This is a genomic window from Tabrizicola sp. (genome assembly GCF_036781545.1).
Lineage (GTDB): Bacteria > Pseudomonadota > Alphaproteobacteria > Rhodobacterales > Rhodobacteraceae > Tabrizicola.
The window spans coordinates 27,095-49,906 of record NZ_DAIQAT010000011.1 but is presented as its reverse complement, the minus strand read 5'-3'; the positions used below and the strand labels follow the sequence as shown (position 1 = coordinate 49,906).

The following is a 22,812-nucleotide window of genomic DNA, read 5'->3' as shown; positions in this document are numbered from 1 at the left end:
ATCCCCGAATGACCACCGGAACGCAGATCGCCTGGGACGATTCCGTCCTGCCATTTCAACTTGACGCCTCGGGCATCCGTGGCCGCATCGCGCGGCTGGATGGTGTGCTCGACCAGGTGCTGAAGCAGCACGCCTATCCGTCCGTGATCGAGGCGCTGGTGGCCGAGACCGCGCTGCTGACGGCGCTGATCGGGCAGGCCATCAAGCTGCGCTGGAAACTGTCGCTGCAAGTGCGCGGCAAGGGCCCGGCCCGGCTGATCGCGACCGACTACTACAGTCCCAGCGAAGAGGGCGGGCCTGCCCGCATCCGCGCCTATGCCAGCTACGACGCTGACCGGCTTGACCCGAACGCCAGCCCCTTCTCGCAGATTGGCGAGGGCTATTTCGCCGTGATGATCGACCAGGGCGAGGGGACGCTGCCCTATCAGGGCTTCACCCCCATCGCCGGGGGCAGCCTGTCGGCCTGTGCCGAGACCTATTTCGCGCAGTCCGAACAGATTCCGACCCGCTTCGCGCTCGCCTATGGCGAAAGCGCCGAGCCGGGCCGCCCGCTGCACTGGCGCGCCGGGGGCATCATGCTGCAACACATGCCTGCCACGGGCGGTGTCGCGGCGGAACAGGGCAGCGGTGAGGGCGGCCTTTTGACCCATGCCGACATTCTGGGCGGCGCGGAATCCGAGGACTGGAACCGCGCTAACCACCTCCTCGACACGGTGGAGGAGATGGAGATGATCGGCCCGTCGGTCCCTCCGACCGATTTGCTGGTGCGCCTTTTCCACGAGGAAGGCCCACGTGTCTTCGATGCCCAGCCGGTGCGGTTCGGCTGCACCTGTTCCGAGGACAAGGTGCGCAGCACCATGTCGATCTACAGCCAGAAAGACATCGCCCGGATGACCACGGATGCTGGCGTCGTCACCGCCGATTGCCAGTTCTGCGGCGCACATTACGAGCTGGACCCGAAGACGCTGGGTTTCGAGGGCAAGAATGGTTGAACTGGCGCTGCTGCAAAGCGCCGTATATCTGGCGTCTTCGGGCGCGACCTCGGATTTCGACCTGAACCCTTCCGTCCAATTGCCGCCGGAGCGCAAGTTGCGCCCGGCGGCAGTTCTTCTGGCCTTCCAGCCGGGCAAGGGCGTCTGGCTGACCAAGCGGTCTTCGCATCTGAAACACCATCCGGGCCAGATCGCCTTTCCCGGCGGCAAGCTTGACCCGACCGACGCCAGCCTGCAGGCGGCCGCCCTGCGCGAGACGGAGGAGGAGATCGGCCTGCCGCCGGACTGCGTGCATATCCTCGGCACGCTGCCGCCGCATGAGACCGTGACCGGCTTTCTGATGACGCCCTTCGTCGGCCATGTGTATCGTGACTTCACCGCCCGGCCCGAGGCGGGCGAGGTGGAGGAGGTGTTCCCTGTGCCCCTGTGGCATCTGATCGACCCGCGGAACTACCTGATCCAGGCCCGCCGCTGGCAGGGGCAGAACCGGCGTTACTACAGCGTGCCCTGGGGTCCGTATTACATCTGGGGCGCGACGGCACGTATCCTGTACGGCCTTGCGGCAAAGGCCCCCATCTCATGAAAATCCGGGGCGACTGGATCGGCCATCCCGGCAGCCAGACGCTGTGCGCTGTGCTGGAACAGGCCGGTCATCGCGCCTTGTTTGTCGGCGGCTGCATCCGCAATGACCTTTTGGGCGAGCCGGTCGCCGACATCGACCTTGCCACCGACGCGACCCCGGAAACCGTCTCTGACATTGCCGAAACCGCCGGTTTCAAGGTGGTGCCCACCGGCATCGAACATGGCACCGTCACCGTCGTCGCCGAAGGCAGGCCGCATGAAATCACCACCTTCCGTCGCGACGTGGAAACCGATGGCCGCCGTGCCGTAGTGGCCTTCTCCTCCCGTATCGAGGAAGATGCCGCGCGCCGCGACTTCACCATGAATGCGCTCTATGCCGACCGGCAGGGCAGGGTGATCGACCCGCTGCATGGCCTTCCAGACCTGCAAGCCCGCCGCGTCCGTTTCGTCGGCGATGCCGAAACCCGCATCCGTGAGGACTATCTGCGTATCCTGCGCTTCTTCCGCTTCCACGCCTGCTATGGCGACCCCGAGGGTGGCCTCGATGCCGAAGGTCTGGCCGCCTGTGCTGCGCTTTCCGGGGGGCTGGAGACGATTTCCCGCGAACGCATCACCGCCGAACTCCGCAAGCTCCTCGCCGCCCGCGATCCCGCCCCATCGGTCGCCGCCATGGCCCAATCCGGTGTTCTCGCCCAGATCCTGCCCGGCGCCGATCCCCGCGCGCTGGCCCCGCTGGTCCATCTGGACAGCGCCGAGCCCCCCCGCTGGCTGCGCCGCCTGTCTGTCCTGGGGGGTGAGGCCGACAGCCTTCGCCTCTCCAAATCCGAGGCCCGCGACCTCGCTGCCCTTCGTGCCGCCCTGGGGTCCACCGAATCCCCCGCTGCCCTCGGCTGGAGCCTGGGCGAAACTCTCGGGGCGGACGCCGTCCTCGCCCGCGCCGCCGCGTTGGAAACGCCTCTTCCCGACGGCTGGCAGAGGGAAGTCCGACGTGGAGCGACGGCGCGTTTTCCCGTCTCCGCCGCAGACCTGATGCCGGCCTTCCAGGGCGAAGCCCTTGGTGCGCGGCTGAAAAGCCTCGAATCCCGCTGGCTCGCCTCTGACCTTACCCTCAGCCGCGACGACCTGCTGAAAGGGGCGTGACAATCCGCCGCGACTGCGCTACGGATGGCCCACCCAAAGAGGAGACCAGGATGGAACACGGGATCTCACACCAACTCGCCTGAGTTGACCGATCCTGTCGTGGCGGTCGCTTGCAGGCACCGCTGTCGCCCATCTCTGCACCTTTTTCCGGGTCTCCCAACATGTTTCGCTTCCTCGAAAACCTCGTCGATCCCTATCAGCCCTATGTTGAAGTCGACGCACCCCCTACCCGGCTCTGGCCGTTCCTGCGCGATTATGTCCGTGCTTTCCGCAAGGTCTTCGCCGTCACTGCCGTCTTCTCCATCGGCAACGGCGTCCTCGACATTGGTCTGATCTGGTATCTCGGCCGCCTCGTCGACCTGATGACCGGCCAGACCCCGCAGGCGTTCATGGCCGCGCATTGGGCCGAAATCCTGTTGGTGGCCGTGGTCATCGTCTTCGTCCGCCCGCTGGTGGCCGGGGGATCGGTCGGCCTTCTGCACAACTCGATCCTGACGAACTTCGGCACCATGATGCGCTGGCGGGCGCACCGCCATGTCCTGCGTCAGCCCGTCGGCTGGTTCGAAAGCGACTTCGCCGGCCGCATCGCCAACCGTATCATGCAGGCCCCGCCTGCCGCCGGCGACGCGGTGTTCCAGGTCTTCGACATGGCCGCCTTCGCCTGCACCACCTTCGTCGGTGCGCTGCTCATGCTGGCCGATGCCGACCCCCGCCTGATGGTGCCGCTGATCCTCTGGCTGATCGGCTACCTCGCCCTCATGCGCTGGACCATCCGCCGCGCCGGTCCCGCCGCCACCGCCTCCAGCGAGGCGCGCTCTGCCGTGACGGGCCGCGTGGTCGACAGCTACACCAATATCCATTCCGTCAAGCTTTTCGCCCACCAGGGCAACGAGCTGAACTATGCGAAGGATGCCATCGAGACGGCGCGCAGGACCTTCCAGAAGGAAATGCGCATCGTCACCAAGATGGACATCGCGCTTACCTTCCTGAACGGGCTGATGATCCTTGGCGTCTCCGGCCTCGCCATGTGGCTTTGGGCCAATGGCACCACCTCGGTCGGCGCGGTGGCTGCCGCGGTGGCGCTGGTCCTGCGCATCAACTCGATGACCTACTGGATCATGTGGGCCTCGACCCAGCTGGTGCAGAACCTCGGCACGCTGGTCGAGGGGATGGAGACGATCGCCCAGCCCGTCACGCTGGTGGACAAGCCCGGCGCCAAGCCATTGAAGTTCGAGAAGGGCCTGATCGAGCTGGAGAACATCAGCCATCACTACGGGCGCGGGTTCGGCGGCTTGCAAAACGTCAGCCTGACCATCCGGCCCGGAGAGAAGATCGGCGTCGTCGGCCGCTCCGGCGCGGGGAAATCCACGCTGGTCAAGCTGATGCTGCGCTTCTACGACACCGAATCCGGTGCGATCCTGATCGACGGGCAGAACATCGCCGAGGTGACGCAGGAAAGCCTGCGGCAGAAGATCGGGATGGTGCAGCAGGACTCGTCGCTGCTGCATCGTTCGGTCCGCGACAACATCCTTTATGGCCGCCCCGACGCGACCGAAGACATGATGATCGCCGCCGCGCAGAAGGCCGAGGCGCATGACTTCATCCTGACGCTGGAGGACCCGCAGGGCCGCACCGGCTATGAGGCCCATGTCGGCGAACGTGGGGTCAAGCTCTCGGGCGGCCAGCGCCAGCGTGTCGCCATCGCCCGGGTGATCCTGAAGGATGCCCCGATCCTGATCCTGGACGAGGCGACCTCGGCGCTGGACAGCGAGGCAGAGGCCGCCATCCAGGGCGCGCTTTACGGCGTGATGGAGGGCAAGACGGTGATCGCCATCGCCCACCGCCTGTCCACTATCGCCGCGATGGACCGGATCGTCGTGCTGGAAGACGGCCGGGTGGTCGAGGACGGCCCCCATGCCGAGCTTCTGCGGCGGAATGGTCTCTACGCCCGCTTCTGGGCGCGCCAGTCCGGCGGCTTCATCGGGTTGGAGGAGGAAGCGGCGGAATAGAATGCTCGTCGTCGACTTCGTCGCTCCTCGCGCGCCAGCCCCGAGGAGAAGACGAAGTCGCACGACGAGGTTTTACGAAGACTTGCCCCCTTGCTTCGCCCCGCAGACCGGCCTACCTCTCCCCCATGAGCGCCCTTCAAAGCCTCGGCTCCCTCATCGACGCCTTCCGCCCGGCTCAGGGCAACCCGCCGCAGAAGCTGGGGGCCTTCATCCGCTGGTGCCTGTCCGGCTCCTGGGCGATGCTGGTCGTGGCCGGTGTGCTGTCCTCGCTTGCGGGCGTGACCGAGGTCGTCTCGGCGCTGATCCTCGGCTGGGTGATCGACGCGGCTGTCAGTTCCGGCCCGGCGGATTTCTTCGCGCAGCACTGGACGCTGATCCTCTGGTTCCTCGGCTTCTACCTTGTCCTTCGGCCGCTGGCCTTTGCCATCTCCTCGGCGTCGAACAGCATCATCGTCGGCCCGAACGTCATGCCTCTGGTCCTGTCGCGGCTGCACCGCTGGACCCTCGGCCAAGCCGTCACCTTCTTCGACAATGATTTCGCGGGCCGTATCGCGCAAAAGCAGATGCAGGCTGCCCGCGCCGTGACCGATGTGGCGACCGAGGTGATCAACACGGTCTGCTTCGCGCTGGCTTCGGTCATCGGCTCGATCGCCTTCCTGATCGCCGTCGATTACCGGGCCGCGATCGCGCTGATGGTCTGGCTGGTGGCCTACCTGTTCCTGATCCGCTTCTTCCTGCCGGTGATCCGCGTCAACTCGGCCGCCCGCGCCTCTTCGCGCGCCATGGTCTCGGGGCAGGTCGTCGACACCATCACCAACATCAAGACGGTGAAGCTTTTCGCCCATGCCGCCTTCGAGGACCGCGTGGCGCTGGACGCGATGGAGGTATTTCGCGACCGCAGCCTTGAATTCGGCGTCATCTCTACCTGGTTCCGCTTTGCTCTGATGCTCCTGGCCGGTGTGCTTCCGGTGCTGTTGATCGGCGGAACGGTGATGCTGTGGCAGCAGGGCGCGGCCACTGCCGGGGATATCGCCGCCTCCGGCGCCATCGCGCTTCGCATCGCGCAGATGTCGGGCTGGGTCAGCTTTACCCTCATGTCGATCTACACCTCGGTGGGCGAGGTCGAGGACGGGATGCGCACCCTTTCCGCCCCCCATACCCTGACCGACGCCCCCGACGCCGTGGCCCTGCCGCGCGTGACAGGGGAAATCCGCTTCGACGATGTGACCTTCGCCTATGGCCGCGAACGCGGGGGTGTCCGGGGCATCGACCTGACCATCCGCGCCGGGGAAAAACTGGCCATCGTCGGGGCCAGCGGCGCGGGAAAGTCCTCGCTCGTCTCGCTGCTCCTCCGGCTCTACGACCCGGAAGAGGGCCGGATCACCGTGGACGGCTACGACCTGCGCAAGGTCACGCAGGAAAGCTTGCGTCGGCAGATCGGTATGGTCACGCAGGAAACCGCGATGTTCAATCGTAGCGCGCGCGATAATATCGCCTACGGCAGACCCGAGGCTTCGGAGGAAGAGATCATCGCCGCCGCCCGCGCCGCCGAGGCGGATGAGTTCATCGCCCACATGCTCGACCACCAGGGCCGCAAGGGCTATGACGCCTTCCTCGGCGAACGCGGGGTCAAGCTGTCGGGCGGCCAGCGCCAGCGCATCGCGCTTGCCCGCGCCTTCCTGAAGGATGCGCCGATTCTGGTGCTGGACGAGGCAACCTCGGCGCTGGATTCCGAGGTCGAGGCCAGCATTCAAGAAGCCCTTGGCCGGGTGATGCAGGGCAAGACGGTGCTGGCCATCGCCCACCGCCTGTCGACCATCGCTGCGATGGACCGGATCATCGTGATGGACCGGGGAAGGATCGTGGAACAGGGCGCCCATGCCGAACTCCTGGCGCTGGACGGCCTTTATGCCCGCTACTGGAACCGGCAGTCCGGCGGCTTCATCGACACCGAAGACGAAGCGGAAGCGGCAGAGTGATCGTCACCATCGACCGGCTGGGTCATCTCGGCCACGGCATTGCCCCCGGCCCTCTGTATGTGCTCGGCACCCTGCCCGGTGAAGTGGTCGAAGGCACCCCGGACGGTGACCGTCTGCTGGACCCGAAAATCATCACGCCCTCCCCCAACCGGGTGAAGCCCCCCTGCCGCCACGCCCGCACCTGCGGCGGTTGCCAGCTGCAACATGCCTCCGACGCCTTCGTCGCCGCCTGGAAGCAGGAGGTCGTGGCGACCGCTCTCGCCGCCCAGAGCCTTGCCGCCCCCTTCCTTCCTCTCGTTACCTCACCCGCACAGTCCCGCCGTCGCGCGACTCTTTCCGCCCGGCGCACCAAATCCGGCGTGCTGATGGGTTTCCACGCCCGCTCCTCGGACAGCATCGTGGAAATCCCCGACTGTCAGCTTCTCCACCCCAGCCTTCTCGCCGCTTTCCCCGGACTACAGGCGCTGGTGCAGGTCGGAGGATCGCGCACGACCGAACTCTCCCTGCAGGTGACGCTGACCCGCGGGGGGCCAGATGTTGTGGTGACCGGCGGCAAGCCGCTGGACGCTGCCCTCCGTCTCGATCTCGCCCGCCTGGTCGAAACCCACGGCTTCGCCCGGCTCACCTGGGACGGTGAGACCGTCGCGCTGCGCGACCGCCCCGCGCTGACGATGGGCTTCGCTACCGTCGTTCCCCCGGCGGGAGCCTTCCTGCAAGCCACGCAAGAGGGCGAGGCCGCGCTTCTGCAAGCGGTCAGGCAGGCCCTCGGCCCGCAGAAGCGCGTGGTCGACCTGTTCTCCGGCATCGGGACCTTTACCCTGCCGCTGGCCGGGACGATGGAAATCCATGCCGTCGAAGGCGATGCCGGGATGACCAAGGCCCTTGACCTTGCCGCGCGCAATACGCCGAACCTGCATCGCATCTCCACCGAGACGCGGGACCTTTTTCGTCGCCCGCTGGAACCTGACGAACTGCTCAGCTTTACTGGAGCCGTGATCGACCCCCCGCGCGCCGGGGCCGAGGTGCAGACCGGCCGTCTGGCGCACTCGAAAATCCCGGTGATCGCCGCCGTTTCCTGCAATCCCGTCACCTTCGCCCGCGACGCGCGAACGCTTGCAGCCGCAGGCTACCGGCTGGACTGGGTGCAGGTCGTCGACCAGTTCCGCTGGTCCGCCCATGTCGAGCTGGTGGCTCGCTTCAGCCTTGGCCGCTGACAATTCCGTGATACGCTCTGCGCGGCGAGCATCTTTGCAGACAGCCCCGATTCCTGTAGGGATGGGAAAAAAGGGGCAGTAGGCAAGGATATGCGCGGTTTCGGATTTCTCCTTCTGCTGGTCGCGGCACTGGGTCTGTCGGCCTGCGCGCCCAAGTCTAAGTTCCTGAAATACCGCGGCCCCGAGGTGACGCAGGTCCAGGTCCACAAGGCCGACCGCAAGCTGTATCTTTTGCACAACGACAAGGTGCTGAAATCCTACGACATCGCCCTGGGTTTCGCCCCTGTCGGCCACAAACAGTTTGAAGGCGACGGCAAGACGCCCGAGGGCCAGTATTTCATCAGCCACAAGAACCCGGACTCCCGGTATCACCTGTCGCTCGGCGTCTCTTACCCGAACGAGGCCGACATCGCCTTCGCCGAGGCGGCCGGCAAATCTCCCGGCGGCGACATCTTCATCCATGGTGGCCCGAAGACCAAGGTCTCCCAGCGCGACTGGACTTGGGGTTGTGTCTCGATCACCGACCGTGAGATGGAGGTGGTCTATTCCATGGTCAAACCCGGCACGCCGATCTTCTTCCTGCCCTGAGCACGGCCCGGACATGAAAAAAGGGGCCCGAAGGCCCCGTTCCGTCTGTCGCAGGTCCCGTCAGGCCCCGGTCAGCATCGTCCACCAAAGCTTGCCGCCCGGCTCCTGGAACCAGGCAAAGCCCAGCCGCGTCGCCCGCGGATCCATGATGACGTTCCGGGTATCCGGCTGCCCCATCCAGGACGACAGCGTCTCCAGCTCGGTTTCGTAGGTCTCCGAGATGTTCTCGCCCAGAAGCCGCCCGGTGAAGCCGCTGCGTTGTGCGCGGACCAGCGGCGACGACCCGTCCGACCCGAAGTGCCAGGGGCGGTTCTGCACCGACATGTCGCGCGAATGCGTCTCGGCGGCGGCGTTCAGGGTCGCGTCGAAGGCGACCGGCGGCAGCGACTTGGCCGCACGCAGGGTGTTCATCGCATCAAGGAGACGAAACGACACCTCGCGCCCGTCCTTGATCTTGTAGACCCGGGGCAGAGGCCTGCCATCCGCACCGACCGTCGGCGCGCTGGTTGTCCCGCAAGCTGCGAGGGCCAGGAACATGCCCTGGGCCAGGAAAACACGTCTATCCATTCGGTCCATCCGTTCGAAGCCGCCCCAAGCGGCCATTCGGCCCCTCTTAGCGGAAGCTTGCGACGGGTTCAAACAGGCTTCTGCCAATCGGCGGATGCTGACGGGGGTTTGATTTGCGGCTGCCCGCGAAAAGCGCTATAGGCGGCAAAAATACGGGTCTTCAGGAGCATTCCGGCATGTCGAACGACAGGGTCAACCGCCGCGTGGTTCTGGGTGGGGCAGTGGGTGTCGCCGGTCTGGCAGCGCTTCCGGCCTTTGCCCAGGACGGCAGCACCGAATTCATCGAGCCCGCCAGCTCGGTGCGCAACAATATCTCCAGCTTCCGCATGTTGCAGTGGCAGGACTATTTCGACAACACCCGCAACGGCGCGATCCTGGCCGATACCACTTCGCGCGCGCTGCACTTCTGGTCCGAGGATCAGTCGATCTATCGCCTCTACCCCACTTCCGTGCCGCTGAACGAAGAGCTGACCCGTCTTGGCGTCACCTCGGTTATTCAAAAGGTGGTGAACCCGACCTGGCGTCCGACCGCCAACATGCTGGCCCGCCACCCGGAATGGCCGCCGGTCGTCGAAGGCGGTGCGCCCGACAACCCGCTCGGCACCCGCGCGCTCTATCTCAGCTGGCCCGCCTACCGGGTCCACGGCACTCACGACACCCGCAAGATCGGCCGCCGGTCGTCCTCGGGCTGCATCGGGCTTTACAACGAACACATCGAAGAGCTGTTCGAAATGGCCAAGGTCGGCACGCAGGTGCGGCTGATCTGACCCCGGCACTCCGGCTGCCATCATGGGACCGCGCGGCTGCAAGGCTTCGCGGTCCTTTCGTTTGCTGGGCCGCCCCTGGCGCCCTCTCTGGAACGGATTGCCGCAGGCTGCAGACAGGGCTTGCCAAAAGCCTGAGTAAAATAGTAAGCAATCCGCGATCAAGCTTTTTCGCCAGATCGATTCCCGGCGAAAAGTACTGATCATGACCCCGAACCCCGCGATGTATGACCCCGGCCAGACCGCTCTCACCGGCTGCAGGCCTGCGCGCGGGATACGGCAAGGCGTCTCTGGTGCAGGGAACGGCGCACGCCGCCCTTGCGCGGCGGCCATCCCGGGTTTCCCTCCCCGATGACCGCGCCGGTGCCAGAGGCGCCTCGCCTGACCCGAAAGGATGCTGACGATGTATGACCATCTTCCCTCGGCCGACGCCGTTCCTGTCGAGACACTGGGCCTGGACGAGTTCGAGACCGGTCTTCTGGCTGTGCTGCGTCACTTCCTGACCGCTTACGCCCGCCCCGAGACGCAGGACTGGCAGATGGCGTTCCGGGTGGCTGGCGAGCGCTGGGGCGAGGCGCGGGGCCCGCAGATCGCAATGGGCCTCCTGTCGGTGCTGCAGTCCCTGCGGGGGGCGCGGCGGGGGGATTTCGGCTTTGCCAATCCGCTGTGCACCACCTGCCGGGCCTATGCCACCGGAACCGAGGTCGCTTTCCTGCAGATGCTGCAGGCGATGCGGCGCGACCGGACCGATCTGGCGCGCGAGGCGGTGCTGACCATCTCGGAGGGCACGATGGAGCCCGGTCTTATCCAGGCGGCGCTGGCCTTTGCCTCCCGCCATCCGGCCGAGGTTGACGCTTTCGCCTTTGCCGGGGATGACCCGTTCCCGCGCCCCAAGCAGCGCCATCTGCGTCTGGTGCACTGACCCTGCCGCCCGAAGGGGCGGGACAAGTTCGGTTGCATTTTCCGACGGAAACTGTCAAGAAACTCACCGTCGCCGCTTTGTGCCATTGCCGAGGTTTGCCACGCCCTTTGCCGCAGAAAGGTCATGCCCATGGGGTCCCTTGCAGATTTCCGGCCGCGGATGCAGGCGCAGACCCGGGCGCTGCGGACGCTTGAGCCGCTGGCCTTCCGCTCTCTTTCCGGCGCGGTGGCCGATCTCTGGTCGGTCCATGGGGAATGCGAGGGTGGCGGGCACTATGTCTCGCCAGACCCCCGGGTGGTGATCTTCCTGGACGACGCTCCGCCGCCCATCGCGCTTTCGACGGGCGCGCCCGATATGCCGGCCCGCGTCGTCCGTGCCTTCTACGTGCCTCAGGACGTTCCGATGTGGAGCCGGATGCAGTCCTCCGCGAAGATGACCCATCTGGATTTCCATCTCGACGCTGGGACCTTGCAGCGCCGGCTTGCGGCGGGCGGGGTGCGCGCGGATCTGTCCTGCCCGCGGTTCCTCGATTCCGGGGCCGAGATCGTCACCCTCGGGCAGTTGGCCGCCGCTGAAATCCGGCGTCCGGGCGGCAGTCCGATGCTGCTCGACGGGCTCCTGACGGCCACGCTGGCTACGGTCTTTGCCGGAGCGGAGACTGCGGCGATGGGTGGGGCGGGCGGCCTTGCCCCCTGGCAGATGGCGGCGGTGGAGCGGCTGGTGCGGGACCATCTGAACCGGCCAGTGTCAGTGGCCGACATGGCCGCAGTTGCGCGCCTGTCGGAAAGCTGGTTTGCCCACGCCTTCCGGCAGCACACCGGCCAGACCCCGCAGCGCTGGCAGGCCGAGCTTCGCTTGACCGCCGCGCGCGATCTGATCGCGGGTTCGGACCTGCCGCTGGCCGTGGTGGCGCAGGCCGTGGGTTTCGCCGACCAGGCGCATCTGTCGCGTCGCTTCCGCGCCCGGTTCGGTCAGACACCGTCGGACTGGCGCAGGCAGCAATTCCGCAGCCCTGAACAAATTCCGGCAGCCCGGTTCAAGACGCGGCCAGAGTTTCAGAGTTAAACGCTCGGGATTTCTGGAGCGGACCTGACCATGACACGCAATCCTTCCCGCCTGCTTCTTCTCGGCACCAGCCTGATCGCGCTGGCGACCACCGGCGCGCTGGCGCAAGAGCCGGACGACAGCCGCCCGACCTTCCTTGGCGTGATCGCGCTTCAGGTCGGCGAGAACCCGACCGCGCCGCTGGAAGGGCCAGTCGCCAACTCTTCCGCCACGACCAAGACCGGGACGCCGCTGGCCGAGGTTCCGGCCTCGATCTCGGTGGTGCCGCGCGACCTGATCGAGAAGCAGGGCGCCACAAATCTGGCAGAGGCGCTGGCCTATTCCGCCGGGGTCATCACCGAAAACTACGGGGCCGATCCGCGTTTCGACAGCCTGTATCTGCGCGGCTTCAACCTGGAGAACGACAAGTTCCTGGATGGGCTGCGGCTGATGCGGTCCACCCAGTATCCGACCAGCGCCCCGAGCTTCGAGCTTTACGGGATCGAGCGGGTCGAGGTGCTGCGCGGCCCGGCTTCGGTGCTGTATGGTGCGGGCACTCCCGCCGGTCTGGTCAACATGGTGCAGAAACGCGCGCAGGCCGACGGCGACTTCACCGAGCTGGGCTTCGGTTTCGACTCGAACGGCTCGGTCCATGTCTTCGGCGATGCGAACCGCGTGGTGGACGACCGCTTCGCCTATCGCGTCACCGGCAAGGTCGGCAACAGCCGGACGGATGTCCACGCGATCGACAATGAGCGCGCCTATCTCGGCCTGTCCGCCAGCTACGCGCTGAACGACGCGACCGAGCTGGAGTTCATGTTCAGCCGCCATGACGATTCGCCGATCTCACCCACCGGGATTCCGAACGGCTTCGTCGGGCTCTACAGCCTTGACGACCTGCGCGACTTCAACTTCGGCGACAGCGATTTCAACAGCAGCGACCGCAAGATGACCACGCTGTCCTTCGGCGTGACGCATGAGTTCGACAGCGGTTGGAGGCTGAACGGCACCTTCCGCTACACCGATTTCGACTGGACCTACGACAACATCTACATCAGCGGCAACACCGGGTCGGTGGTAAGCCGCGGGCGGATCGACCAGGACGAGGACTTCGACAGCTTCGCCTTTGACCTGCGGCTGGCAGGCGAGGCCACCACCGGCGCGGTCGAGCACAAGCTGACCTTCGGGCTGGACGCGCAGAAGTTCAAGGAATCGGCCTATACCGGCTTTGCCGGCGTCGATTCCATCGACTACCTGGCCCCGGTCTATGGCGGGATCACCGTGGGCGCGACCACCTATGAGGCCGACAAGACGGTGGATGCCGAGCAATACGGGCTTTACGCGCTGGACGAGATGTCCTTTGGCAACTGGCGCGCGACGCTGGGTCTGCGCCACGACTGGACCCGCCAGTCGGGCGGCAACGTCACCACCTTCGGCACCACCGACTTCGGCCGGAAGGATGCCGCGACCACCGGCCATGCGTCGCTGGGCTATGATTTCGGCAACGGCCTGCACAGCTATCTGGCCTATTCGACCTCGTTCCTGCCGCAGATCGGCGTGGATCAGGACGGCAACCTCTTGCGCCCGACGCGGGGCAAGCAGTGGGAGCTTGGCGTCAAATGGCAACCCGACTCCTTCGACGGGCTGATCACCGCCGCGATCTATGACCTGACCGAAACCGACCGCACCACCGTGGTAGGCCCCGGCTTCCCTGCGCCGCTTGCGCAGACCGGCAAGGTCAACATCCGCGGGCTGGAGCTGGAAGGGCTGGCGGTTCTTGGCAACGGCTGGACGGCGAAGGGCGCCTATACCTATGCCAGCACCGAAATCAGTGGCGACAACGACGGCAATGAGCTGGCGAACACCCCACGCCATGCCGCGAGCCTGTGGCTGAGCCACGAGCTTCAGACCGGGCGCCTTGCCGGGCTGACCCTGTCCGGCGGGTTGCGCTACATCGGCGACCGCTGGTCCTCGGACGCGAACACGACCGAGCTGAAAGCGGTGACGCTTCTGGATCTGGGCGCCAGCTACGCCTGGGATAACGGGATGGAACTGCAGGTGAACCTGAACAACGTCACCGACGAGGCCTATATCTCGGCGGTGGGCTTCAGCTCCAGCTACATCGGCGACGGGCGCAATCTTCAGGCGAATCTCAGCTACAAATGGTGACGCGCCGCGCCCTCCTGGCGGCCATGGCGGGTGCCATGGCCGCGGGGCGGGCGCTGCCTGCCGGGGGCGCGACGGCCCCCCGGATCGCCGCAATCGACTGGGCCATGGCCGAAAGCGCCATGGCCCTTGGCCATCCGCCGCTGGCCGTGGCCGAGTTGAAGGGCCTGCGCCGGGTCTCGGCTTCGCTGCCGCCCGAGACCATCATCGACCTCGGCCTGCGCGGGGCGCCGAACCTCGAGGCGCTGAGCCTGTCCGCGCCCGACCTCATCCTGTCCTCCAGCTACTACAGCTTCATCCAGCCGCAGCTGGAGCGGATCGCCCCGGTCCTGTCACAGGCGCTGTATGTGCCGGGAGAGGACCCGCTGCCGAAGCTCACCGCGGTGCTGCCGGAGCTGGCCGAGGCGCTGGACGATCCCGGCGCCGCCTCGCCTGTTCTGACCGAGGCCGAAGACACGTTCGACGGGCTGGCCGGGCGGTTGGCCGGACAGGACCGGCCCTTCCTGCTCATGGAAGTCGGCGATGCGCGCCATGTCCGGATCTTCGGCGGCGACAGCCTCTACGGCGGGGCGCTGTACCGGCTGGGGCGGGTAAATGCCTGGACTGAAGGCACGCAGTTCGCCTTCAACGCCCCGGTGCCGATGGAGCGGCTGGCCGGTTTTCCCGAAGCGGTTCTGGTGATCGTAGGCGAGGTGCCGGTCCAGGCCCGCCGGTCGCTGGAACGGGGGGTGCTGTGGAATCGGCTGGCCCCGGTTGTGCGGGGCGACGTGTTGCAGCTGCCGGAAATCAACGCTTTCGGCGGCTTGCCCTCGGCCCTCCGCTTCGGGGCAGAGCTTGCCCTGGCGGCGGAGGGGAGGGGATGAAGATCGCTCTTACCGCCGTCGTGCTGGCCCTTGGTCTCTGGACCTTTGCCGCGCTCTCGCTTCTGCCGCTGGCAGACTGGCCCGGCCTGCCCTGGCGGGTCGATAGCCTGGGGATCGACCAGATCCTGCTAACACACGGGCTGATGCCGCGCGGGGTGGTGGCGCTGCTGGCCGGGGCCTGTCTGGGCCTTGCCGGTGCCTTGATGCAGGCGGTGTTGCGCAATCCGCTGGCCGATCCGACGACGCTGGGCACGGCGGCTGGCGCGCAGCTGGCGCTGGTGGCGGCGACGATCTTCGCCCCCGCACTTCTGGCAAACGGCGCCCTGCCGGTGGCGTTGGCCGGAGCCTTGGCGGTGACCCTGCCGGTGCTGGCGATCGGCGCCCGGCGCGGCTTCGCCCCGGTGACGGTGACGATCGCCGGGATGCTGGCGGGGATGCTCTGCGCGGCGGTCGCCACGGCCCTGACGCTGGCGCAGGGGCACTACCTTCTGTCGCTGGTGATCTGGAACGGCGGGGCCTTGAGCCAGCAGGACTGGACCGGCGCGCGCAACCTTGGCCTCGCCTTCTTGCCCGCCCTCGCGCTTGCCGCGCTGCTCGCCCGCCCGCTGATGGTTCTGTCGCTGGGGGCCGAGGCCGCGCGGGGGCTGGGCCTGTCGCTTGCGCCCCTGCGGGCCGCGGCGATCCTTCTGGCGGTCGCGCTTTCGGCCATGGTCTCGGCCGAGGTCGGGCTGGTCGGTTTCGTCGGCCTTGCCGCGCCCGCCATCGCCCGCGCGATGGGCGCGCGCAGCCTGCTGGCGCGGCTGCTGGTGGCCCCCTTGGCCGGGGCGCTGGTGTTGGGGCCGGCCGACAGCGCGCTCTTGGCCGTGGCCGCGCTGGGAGGTCCCAGCCTGCCGACGGGGGCGCTGACCGGGCTGATCGGCGGGCCGCTCCTGCTGTGGCTTCTGCCGCGCATGGCGGCGCAGGTGCCGCCGGGAACCGAGGCGGGCGACGCCCTGTCGCGCCGGAGCGCCTATCCGGGCCGGGTGCTGGCCTTGCTGCTGCTGGGAGTCGTGGCCCTGTCCCTGCTGACGCTGTTCGGAGGGCGGGGGCCGGAGGGTTGGGGCTTCATCCCCGCCGAACTGCGGGGCACCTTCCTGCCCCTTCGCGCCACCGCCATCACCGCGGCGCTGGCCGCCGGGGCGCTGCTGGCCGGGTCCGGCGCGGTGCTGCAGCGGCTGACCGCCAACCCGATGGCCGCGCCAGAGGTGCTGGGCGTCACCGGCGGCGCGGCGCTCGGCTATGCCGCGACGGTCTTCCTCGTCTCCGCGCCGGGGCCGCTCGCCTTGGCCCTTGGCGCAGGCCTCGGCGGCGCCCTTGCGCTTGCCGCGCTCACCGCCCTTGCGCTGCGCGCCGACCTCGCCCCCGCGCGCCTGCTGCTCGCGGGCCTTGCCATCGGTGCCCTGGCCTCCTCCGTTCTCGCCGCGATCATGGCCTCCAGCGACCCGCGCGCCTGGATGGTGCTGGGCTGGCTGGCTGGCAGCACGGCGCAGGTCACACCTACGGGGGCCGCAGTGCTTGCCGCTCTCGCCCTCGTCTTCCTCGCCGCGCTGATCGCCGCTGCCCGCTGGCTGGAGATCCTGCCGCTCGGCGCCCCGGTCAGCCGCGCTCTTGGCCTGCCGCTTACGCCGCTGCGGCTGGCGCTGATCCTCGGCGCGGGCCTTGCCACCGGTACCGCGAGCCTCCTCGTCGGTCCGGTCAGCTTTGTCGGCCTGATGGCCCCGCAACTTGCCCGCAGCCTTGGGCTGGTCCGCGCCGCATCCTTTGTCACCGGCAGCTGGCTGATCGGCGCGCTTCTCATGTGTGTCGCCGCCTTCGGGGCGCGCACCGCGACTTTCCCCTATGACCTGCCGCTTGGCCTTGTCGCCACCCTGGTCGGCGCGCCCTGGCTGTTCCTTACCCTTCTGCGCAGGACCGCAGCATGAGCCTTTTCTCCCTTGCCGACGTGACCTTCGACGTGCCGGGCCGCCGCCTGATCGACCATCTGTCGCTGGAGATCGCCGAGGGAGCGGTCACGGCGCTGGTCGGGCGCAACGGATCGGGCAAGTCGACGCTTCTGAAACTGATCGCCGGGCAGAACCGGCCCACCTTGGGCCAAATCTCCCATGCCGGGCGCGCGCTTGCCGACTGGCCCCCGCGTGAGCTGGCGCGGCGGATCGCCTATCTGCCGCAGGTGACGCCGGTGGCCGAGGGTATAAGGCTGGCCGAACTGGTGGCGCTTGGTCGCTATCCCTGGCGCGGCGCGCTGGGCCGGTTCCGGCCCGAGGATCATGCCGCCGTCACAGGCGCGATGCAGCGTTGTGGGCTGGATTCCCTGGCCGACCGGCTGGTCGACACGCTCTCGGGCGGGGAACGCCAGCGCGGCTGGATCGCCATGATGCTGGCCCAGGGCGCGCGGACGCTTCTTCTCGACGAGCCGACCTCGGCCCTGGATATCGCGCATCAGGTCGAGGTGCTGGGCCTCGTCCAGGCGATGAGCCGCGAGACCGGCCTTTCGGCGGTGATCGTCCTGCACGACGTGAACCTTGCCGCGCGCTACTGCGACCGGGTGGTCGCCCTTGATGGCGGGCGGCTGGCGCTGGAAGGCCCGGTCCGGGACCTGATGACGCCCGAGGCCCTGGCCCGGGTCTACGGTCTGCCCATGGAGGTTGCCACGCGATCCGGGTATCCCTTCGCCGTGCCACTCTGATCCCCTGCCCAAGGCCAACCCGGGACCCTGCCATGCTGCGCCAGTTCTTCGCCTATTATCGCCCGCACCAGCGCCTCTTCTGGCTGGACTTCGGCTCGGCCGTGCTGTCCGGCCTCTTGGAGCTGTGCTTCCCGCTGGCCATCACCGCCTTCATCGACCATCTCCTGCCGATGGGCGACTGGTCGCTGACCCTTCTCGCCGCCGTCGGCCTGCTGGTGGTCTATGCGCTGAACACCGGGCTGATGATCGTGGTCATCTACTGGGGCCACATGCTGGGGATCGAGATCGAGACCGAGATGCGCGCCCGCGCCTTCGCCCATCTCACCCGGCTGTCCTGGCGCTGGTTCGACCATGCCCGCACCGGCAAGCTGGTCGCCCGCGTCACCCGCGACCTGGAAGAGATCGGCGAGGTCGCCCATCATGGCCCCGAGGACCTGTTCATCGCAGTGATGACCTTCGTTGGCGCCTTCACCCTGATGTTCTGGATTCACCCGGTCCTGGCTTTGTCCATGACGGTGATCGTACCCCTGACCATCTGGCTGGTCGTGGTGCAGGGCGGCCGGATGACCCGTACCTGGCAGGAAATCTACGGTCGCGTCGGCCAGTTCAACGTCCGCCTGGAAGAGGCGCTGGGTGGTATCCGCGTGGTGCAGTCCTTCGCCAACGAGGCGCATGAAGAGCGGCTTTTCGGACGGGACAATCTGGCCTATCGCGCCACCAAGCTGGATGCCTACCGGATCATGGCCAAGGCCACGGCGCTGCACTACATGGGGCTGCGCTTCGTGCAGGTGGTCGTCATGGTGCTGGGCGCGGGCTTCGTGCTGGATGGCAGCCTGACCACCGGCGGCTTCGTGGGCTTCCTGCTGCTGGTCGGGGTCTTTTTCCGCCCGCTGGAAAAGATCGCCGCCGTGATCGAGACCTATCCGCGCGGCATCGCGGGGTTCCGCCGCTACCTCGAGCTCCTCTCGACCGAGCCCGAGGTGGCCGACCGGCCCGATGCGCGGCCCGCCCCGGCGCTGCGCGGCGACATCGCGTTCCAGAATGTGTCCTTCGCCTATGACGCCACCCGCCCGGTTCTGCGCGATGTGTCGCTGACCGTTCATGCAGGCGAGACGGTGGCCTTCGTCGGCCCCTCCGGCGCGGGGAAATCGACGCTTCTGTCGCTTCTCCCCCGCTTCTATGAACCCGATACCGGCAGCATCGTCATCGACGGACTGCCGCTTTCCGCGATGACGCTGGACAGCCTGCGCAGCCAGATCGGCCTGGTCAGCCAGGACGTGTTCCTGTTCGGCAGTACGCTACGCGAGAATATCGGCTATGGCCGCCTCGGGGCGACCGAGGCCGAGATCCTTGCCGCTGCCGAAGCTGCAAGCCTCGGCCCGCTGATCCGCAACTTGCCGCAGGGGCTCGACACGATGTGCGGCGAGCGCGGGGTGATGCTGTCGGGCGGGCAGAAGCAGCGCGTCGCCATTGCCCGCGCTTTCCTGAAGAACCCGCCGATCCTGATCCTGGACGAGGCGACCAGCGCCCTGGACAGCGAGACCGAGCGTGACATCCAGGCCGCGCTGGACCGGCTGGCCGTGGGACGCACGACACTGGTCATCGCGCACCGGCTGGGTACGATCCGCAATGCCGACCGCATCGTTGTGATGGAAGGCGGCATGGTGCGCGAGATCGGCAACCACGGCACGCTTCTGGCGGGGGGCGGCCTTTATGCCCGGCTGGCGGGCTGAATCCCGCGTCTGTGACCGTGCTTAGCTGCGGGCCCTGGCCGAGGTCGGATCGTAGGGGCTTTCCGCGATAACCTCTGCCTGATGCGCCGTTCCCAGGATCGTCAGGTCGAAGATCGCGCCGATAGGGGTTCCCGTTGGCAACAGCGCGATGCCGAGGTCGTGGCCCAAGGTATAGCTGTAGCTGCCCGAGAGGATTCGTCCCACCGGCTCGCCCTTGGCCAGAAGCGTCTCTCCGCCGATCAGGCTGACCCCCTCGGTCGGGATCTTCACCGTGACCGAACGCTGCTTCGGCGGCAACAGACCCGCCTTGCCGCGGAAGTCTTTCCCCATGTCCAGGAACCGCTCCAGGCTGCTCTCCAGCGCCGTCAGCTCGCCGTTCATGTCGCGGAACATCGCGCGATAGGATTTCTCCAGCCGAAGGCTTTCCAGCGCCTGCGTGCCCACGGGTTGCAGGCCATGGGCCTCTCCCGCGGCGAAGATCTGCGCGATCAGCCCGCGCTGGTATTCCATCGGGCAATAGATCTCCCAGCCCAGCTCGCCGGAATAGTTGATCCGCAGCATTCGCACGTCCGAGGCCAGGCCCAGCGTCATGGTCCTGACCCCGAACCAGGGGAAATCCTCGTTGGCCAGGCTTGTCTCGGTCAATCCTTGCAGGATCGCGCGCGCGTTGGGCCCCACGACCGTCATCGCGGCGCGCTCGGCCGAGACATTGCGCAGGCTGACCCCCTCGGGCTTCAGGCGCGACAGCTCGTCGAAGTAAATCCGCTCCGCCGAGGGCGTGCCGATCAGGTAGAACCAGTCCTCGGCCAGCCGCGAGACGGTGAACTCGGCCACCACCGTGCCCCTTGGCGACAGGAGATGCGAGAGGTTGGCCCGGCCCACTTTCGGCAAGCGGTTGGCCAGGATGCCGTCCAGCCAGGCCGCTGCGCCGGAACCCTGGACTTCGAACTTCGCCATGAAGGTCATTTCCACCAGACCCGCGGTCCGGCGCACCGCGGCGACCTCGTTGCCGACATGGACGCCCTTTTCCGTCCAGTGCCAGCCCGCCTGGTTTTTCTGTTCAACCCCGGCAGGCGCATACCAGTTTGGATGCTCCCAGCCATTCAGCACCCCCCAGACGGCACCCTTGCGGTCGAGGAAATCATAGGACGGCGCTGTCTTGGCGGGCCTTGCCGCCTCGCGCTCCTCTCCGGGGTAGTGCTGGATGCCATGCGTTCCCCAGCTTTCCAGGATCTTCGGCTTCAGCCAGGTCTTGTTGGCATAGTCGCCGAAGCGCCGCGGATCCAGCGCCGAGCTGTCCAGTTCATTGCCGCCCTCGACGATCTGCTCCGAGAGGTAATGGCCGATAGCCGCGCCCCAGAGGATGCCGCCCGGCACGCCCTCGGCCAGCCAGAGGTTCGGCGCGCCGCCCCAGGCCTTGCCCATCAGCGGAAGCTCGTCCGGCGTCATCTGGAACGGGCCGCGGACATTGGCCTTGATCCCCACCTCGCCCAGTGCCGGGACCGTCTCCAGAGCCGCTTCCCAGTTTTCAGCGACGGCGTCGAAATCCTCGTCGACCAGATCGGCGCCGAACCATGCGGGCACGCCGTTCTCGGCGAAAAGATGCAGCCGCTCCGTGCGCTCGTAGGGGCCGAACATCAGCCCGTCGCCTTCCTCCCGGATATAGCCCTCGAAACGCTCGTCGCGCAGGATCGGCATTTCCGGCAGTCCCGCGGCCTTGCGCGCGCGAATGGCGGGAACCGCCTCGGTGATCCAATACTGGTGCAGGATCGGGATGGCAGGCAGGTCCAGCCCGAACATCGCCCCGGTCTGGCGCGCATAGTTCCCCGTCGCGCAGATGACATGCTCGGCCGTGATCACCCCTTTCGTCGTGGTGATCTCCCATTCGCCCGACAGCGTGCGGGCCACGGCCGTCACCTCGGTGTCCTGGTGGATCTTCGCCCCCAGATCGCGCGCCGCCTTCGCCATGGCCATGGTCACATCGGCGGGGGCGATATGGCCGTCGTCTGGGTTGTAGAGCGCTCCCAGCATCTCCTCGTCGGCGCGCAACAGTGGCCACAACTCGTGCACACGGGTCTTGTCCAGCAACTCCGCCCGGATACCCTGGGTCTGGTGGGTGTCCAGATAGGACCGGTATTCGTCCATCCGGTCCTGCGACTTGGCGATGCGCAGCTGGCCGCATTTGTGCCAGCCGACCGGCATCCCGGTCAGCGCCTCCAGCCCCTCGTAGATCTCGATCGACTTCTGGATCATCAGGCCGATCGGACGCGAGCGGGTATAGGACGGGATCAGCCCCGCCGCATGCCACGTCGATCCGGCCGTCAGCCGGGTGCGTTCCAGCATCACCACGTCCGACCAGCCGCGCCGGGCAAGGCCCAGAAGGATACCCGCCCCGACACAGCCGCCGCCGATGACCACTGCCCGCGCGTGTTTCTGCATGATCCTGCCCTGCCTTCCGTTCCCGGCCAGACTCTTGGCCGCGTCCAGCCTAGCCCGCTGCCCTTCAGCACGGAACGGCACAAAAAGTACCGCCCATCATTACTTTTGGTTATCCTGTGGTGTCGGCAGGAAAACTCCTGGATGCGCAGCGCGGTCGGCTGCCATTCGCCGCATCACCCAGTGGGTGAAGGCCTCCGCCGCGGGTGACAGCGGCTTGCGGCGCGAATTGACCAGCCAGATCGACTTGCCCGAAGTCAGGCGCCGCGGCCCGACCTGCTGAAGGTTTCCCGCCAGGATCTGGTCCAACACCAGGTGCGACCAGCCCAAAGCCACCCCATGCCCAAGACTGGCCGCTCCCAGCGAACCGAGCGCGTCCGAAAACACCACCGCCTCGTCCAGCGCGCCAGTGGGGACGCCCGCCGCGGCCAGCCAGTCCCGCCAGCCAAAACGCACACGATGCCTCTCGCGGAAATGCAGGAGCCGGGCTCTTGCGAGATCGGCCAGCGCAAGCCCGCCGGTCTTGGCGATGAACCCCGGATGCGCGACCGGAAAGGTAACTTCCGGCACCAGTTCCCGCGCTTCCAGATCCGGCCAATCTCCCAGTCCCAGACGCGAGGAGACCTCGATCCCCTCGGCGTAGAGGTCGATGTCGTCATGGCCGCTTTCCTCTATGGACAGCCCGATCCCGGGATGGCTGTCGGTGAAATCGGCCAGCCTCGGCAGCAGCCAGAGCTGCAGGAAAGAGGCCGAGAACGAGACCCTGACCGTGTCACGTCGCGCCCCCTGCCGCATCGCGAGGATCGAGGCGTTCAAAAGGTCGAAGCTGCGTTCGACATCCGCGAAAAGCCGCTTGCCCTCTGCGGTCAATTCCAGTGGCCGGAGGTCGCGATGGAAAAGCCGGAAGCCCAGCGACGCCTCGAACTGGCGGATCATCTTCGACACCGCGGGTTGGCTGACGTTCAGCTCCTCTGCCGCCGCGGTGAAGCTGCGCCGCCGGGCTGCGGCCTCGAAGGTGAAAAGCGCATTGGCCGATGGGATATGGCCGCGAAGTACATGCATAACGTGAGGCTATGATGGAGGACCTG

The 22,812-nt window shown here is 67.2% G+C and carries 18 protein-coding genes; 15 read left to right on the top strand and 3 right to left on the bottom strand.

From position 1 onward, the window contains the following. The first annotated feature begins 8 nt into the window (after positions 1–8). From hslO to V7Q39_RS03945, 7 genes are all read left to right on the top strand, one after another. Positions 9–992: an Hsp33 family molecular chaperone HslO gene (gene hslO / locus V7Q39_RS03975; protein ID WP_333815150.1), complete on the top strand. Its 984-nt coding sequence runs from the start codon at positions 9–11 to the stop codon at positions 990–992. Beyond that, on the top strand, positions 985–1,575 hold the full coding sequence (locus V7Q39_RS03970; protein ID WP_333815147.1) for a CoA pyrophosphatase: 591 nt from the start codon (positions 985–987) through the stop codon (positions 1,573–1,575). Before hslO ends, V7Q39_RS03970 begins: the two co-directional genes overlap by 8 nt. Continuing rightward, the gene (locus V7Q39_RS03965; protein WP_333815146.1) at positions 1,572–2,714 is read left to right on the top strand and encodes a CCA tRNA nucleotidyltransferase; all 1,143 of its coding nucleotides are present in this window, start codon (positions 1,572–1,574) and stop codon (positions 2,712–2,714) included. Before V7Q39_RS03970 ends, V7Q39_RS03965 begins: the two co-directional genes overlap by 4 nt. A gap of 161 nt (positions 2,715–2,875) precedes the next feature. Then, positions 2,876–4,723 (top strand): ABC transporter ATP-binding protein, encoded by a 1,848-nt coding sequence (locus tag V7Q39_RS03960; RefSeq protein WP_333815144.1) that lies wholly within the window; start codon positions 2,876–2,878, stop codon positions 4,721–4,723. A 125-nt stretch (positions 4,724–4,848) separates the two neighbouring features. Further along, a complete protein-coding gene (locus V7Q39_RS03955) occupies positions 4,849–6,702 on the top strand; it encodes an ABC transporter ATP-binding protein (RefSeq protein ID WP_333815143.1) in 1,854 nt (617 codons plus the stop codon). Next, positions 6,699–7,916: a class I SAM-dependent RNA methyltransferase gene (locus V7Q39_RS03950; RefSeq protein WP_333815141.1), complete on the top strand. Its 1,218-nt coding sequence runs from the start codon at positions 6,699–6,701 to the stop codon at positions 7,914–7,916. The genes V7Q39_RS03955 and V7Q39_RS03950 overlap by 4 nt, the downstream gene beginning before the upstream one ends. A 90-nt stretch (positions 7,917–8,006) precedes the next feature. Further along, entirely contained in the window at positions 8,007–8,504 is a 498-nt protein-coding gene (locus V7Q39_RS03945) for a L,D-transpeptidase family protein (RefSeq protein WP_333815139.1), read from the top strand. 60 nt (positions 8,505–8,564) lie between these two features. Here the strand turns inward: V7Q39_RS03945 and V7Q39_RS03940 are convergent, their stop codons facing one another. Next, positions 8,565–9,071: a CAP domain-containing protein gene (locus V7Q39_RS03940; protein WP_333815138.1), complete on the bottom strand. Its 507-nt coding sequence runs from the start codon at positions 9,069–9,071 to the stop codon at positions 8,565–8,567. Positions 9,072–9,247: 176 nt separating this feature from the next. Between V7Q39_RS03940 and V7Q39_RS03935 the strand changes: the two genes are divergently transcribed. The 8 genes from V7Q39_RS03935 (at position 9,248) to V7Q39_RS03900 (ending at position 19,288) form a co-directional block, all read left to right on the top strand. Further along, on the top strand, positions 9,248–9,838 hold the full coding sequence (locus tag V7Q39_RS03935; protein WP_333815137.1) for a L,D-transpeptidase: 591 nt from the start codon (positions 9,248–9,250) through the stop codon (positions 9,836–9,838). Between the two features lie 400 nt (positions 9,839–10,238). After that, a complete protein-coding gene (locus V7Q39_RS03930) occupies positions 10,239–10,757 on the top strand; it encodes a hypothetical protein (protein WP_333815136.1) in 519 nt (172 codons plus the stop codon). A gap of 123 nt (positions 10,758–10,880) precedes the next feature. Further along, a complete protein-coding gene (locus tag V7Q39_RS03925) occupies positions 10,881–11,822 on the top strand; it encodes an AraC family transcriptional regulator (RefSeq protein WP_333815134.1) in 942 nt (313 codons plus the stop codon). Between the two features lie 30 nt (positions 11,823–11,852). Further along, the gene (locus tag V7Q39_RS03920; RefSeq protein ID WP_333815133.1) at positions 11,853–13,970 is read left to right on the top strand and encodes a TonB-dependent receptor; all 2,118 of its coding nucleotides are present in this window, start codon (positions 11,853–11,855) and stop codon (positions 13,968–13,970) included. Further along, positions 13,964–14,830, top strand: a complete 867-nt coding sequence (locus V7Q39_RS03915) for an ABC transporter substrate-binding protein (protein ID WP_333815132.1) — start codon at positions 13,964–13,966, stop codon at positions 14,828–14,830. Before V7Q39_RS03920 ends, V7Q39_RS03915 begins: the two co-directional genes overlap by 7 nt. After that, entirely contained in the window at positions 14,827–16,791 is a 1,965-nt protein-coding gene (fhuB, locus tag V7Q39_RS03910) for a Fe(3+)-hydroxamate ABC transporter permease FhuB (protein ID WP_333815131.1), read from the top strand. Before V7Q39_RS03915 ends, fhuB begins: the two co-directional genes overlap by 4 nt. Beyond that, positions 16,788–17,555: an ABC transporter ATP-binding protein gene (locus V7Q39_RS03905; protein ID WP_333815129.1), complete on the top strand. Its 768-nt coding sequence runs from the start codon at positions 16,788–16,790 to the stop codon at positions 17,553–17,555. Before fhuB ends, V7Q39_RS03905 begins: the two co-directional genes overlap by 4 nt. A 32-nt stretch (positions 17,556–17,587) precedes the next feature. Next, positions 17,588–19,288 (top strand): ABC transporter ATP-binding protein, encoded by a 1,701-nt coding sequence (locus V7Q39_RS03900; RefSeq protein ID WP_333815127.1) that lies wholly within the window; start codon positions 17,588–17,590, stop codon positions 19,286–19,288. Positions 19,289–19,309: 21 nt separating this feature from the next. Here V7Q39_RS03900 and V7Q39_RS03895 read toward each other — a convergent pair whose 3' ends face one another. Then, complete coding sequence (locus V7Q39_RS03895) at positions 19,310–21,727, bottom strand: GcvT family protein (protein WP_333815125.1); 2,418 nt, start codon at positions 21,725–21,727, stop codon at positions 19,310–19,312. A 99-nt stretch (positions 21,728–21,826) separates the two neighbouring features. Next, positions 21,827–22,786 carry a LysR substrate-binding domain-containing protein gene (locus V7Q39_RS03890; RefSeq protein ID WP_333815123.1) on the bottom strand — a complete coding sequence of 320 codons (960 nt, stop codon included), beginning with the start codon at positions 22,784–22,786 and terminating at the stop codon, positions 21,827–21,829. Positions 22,787–22,812: the final 26 nt, after the last annotated feature.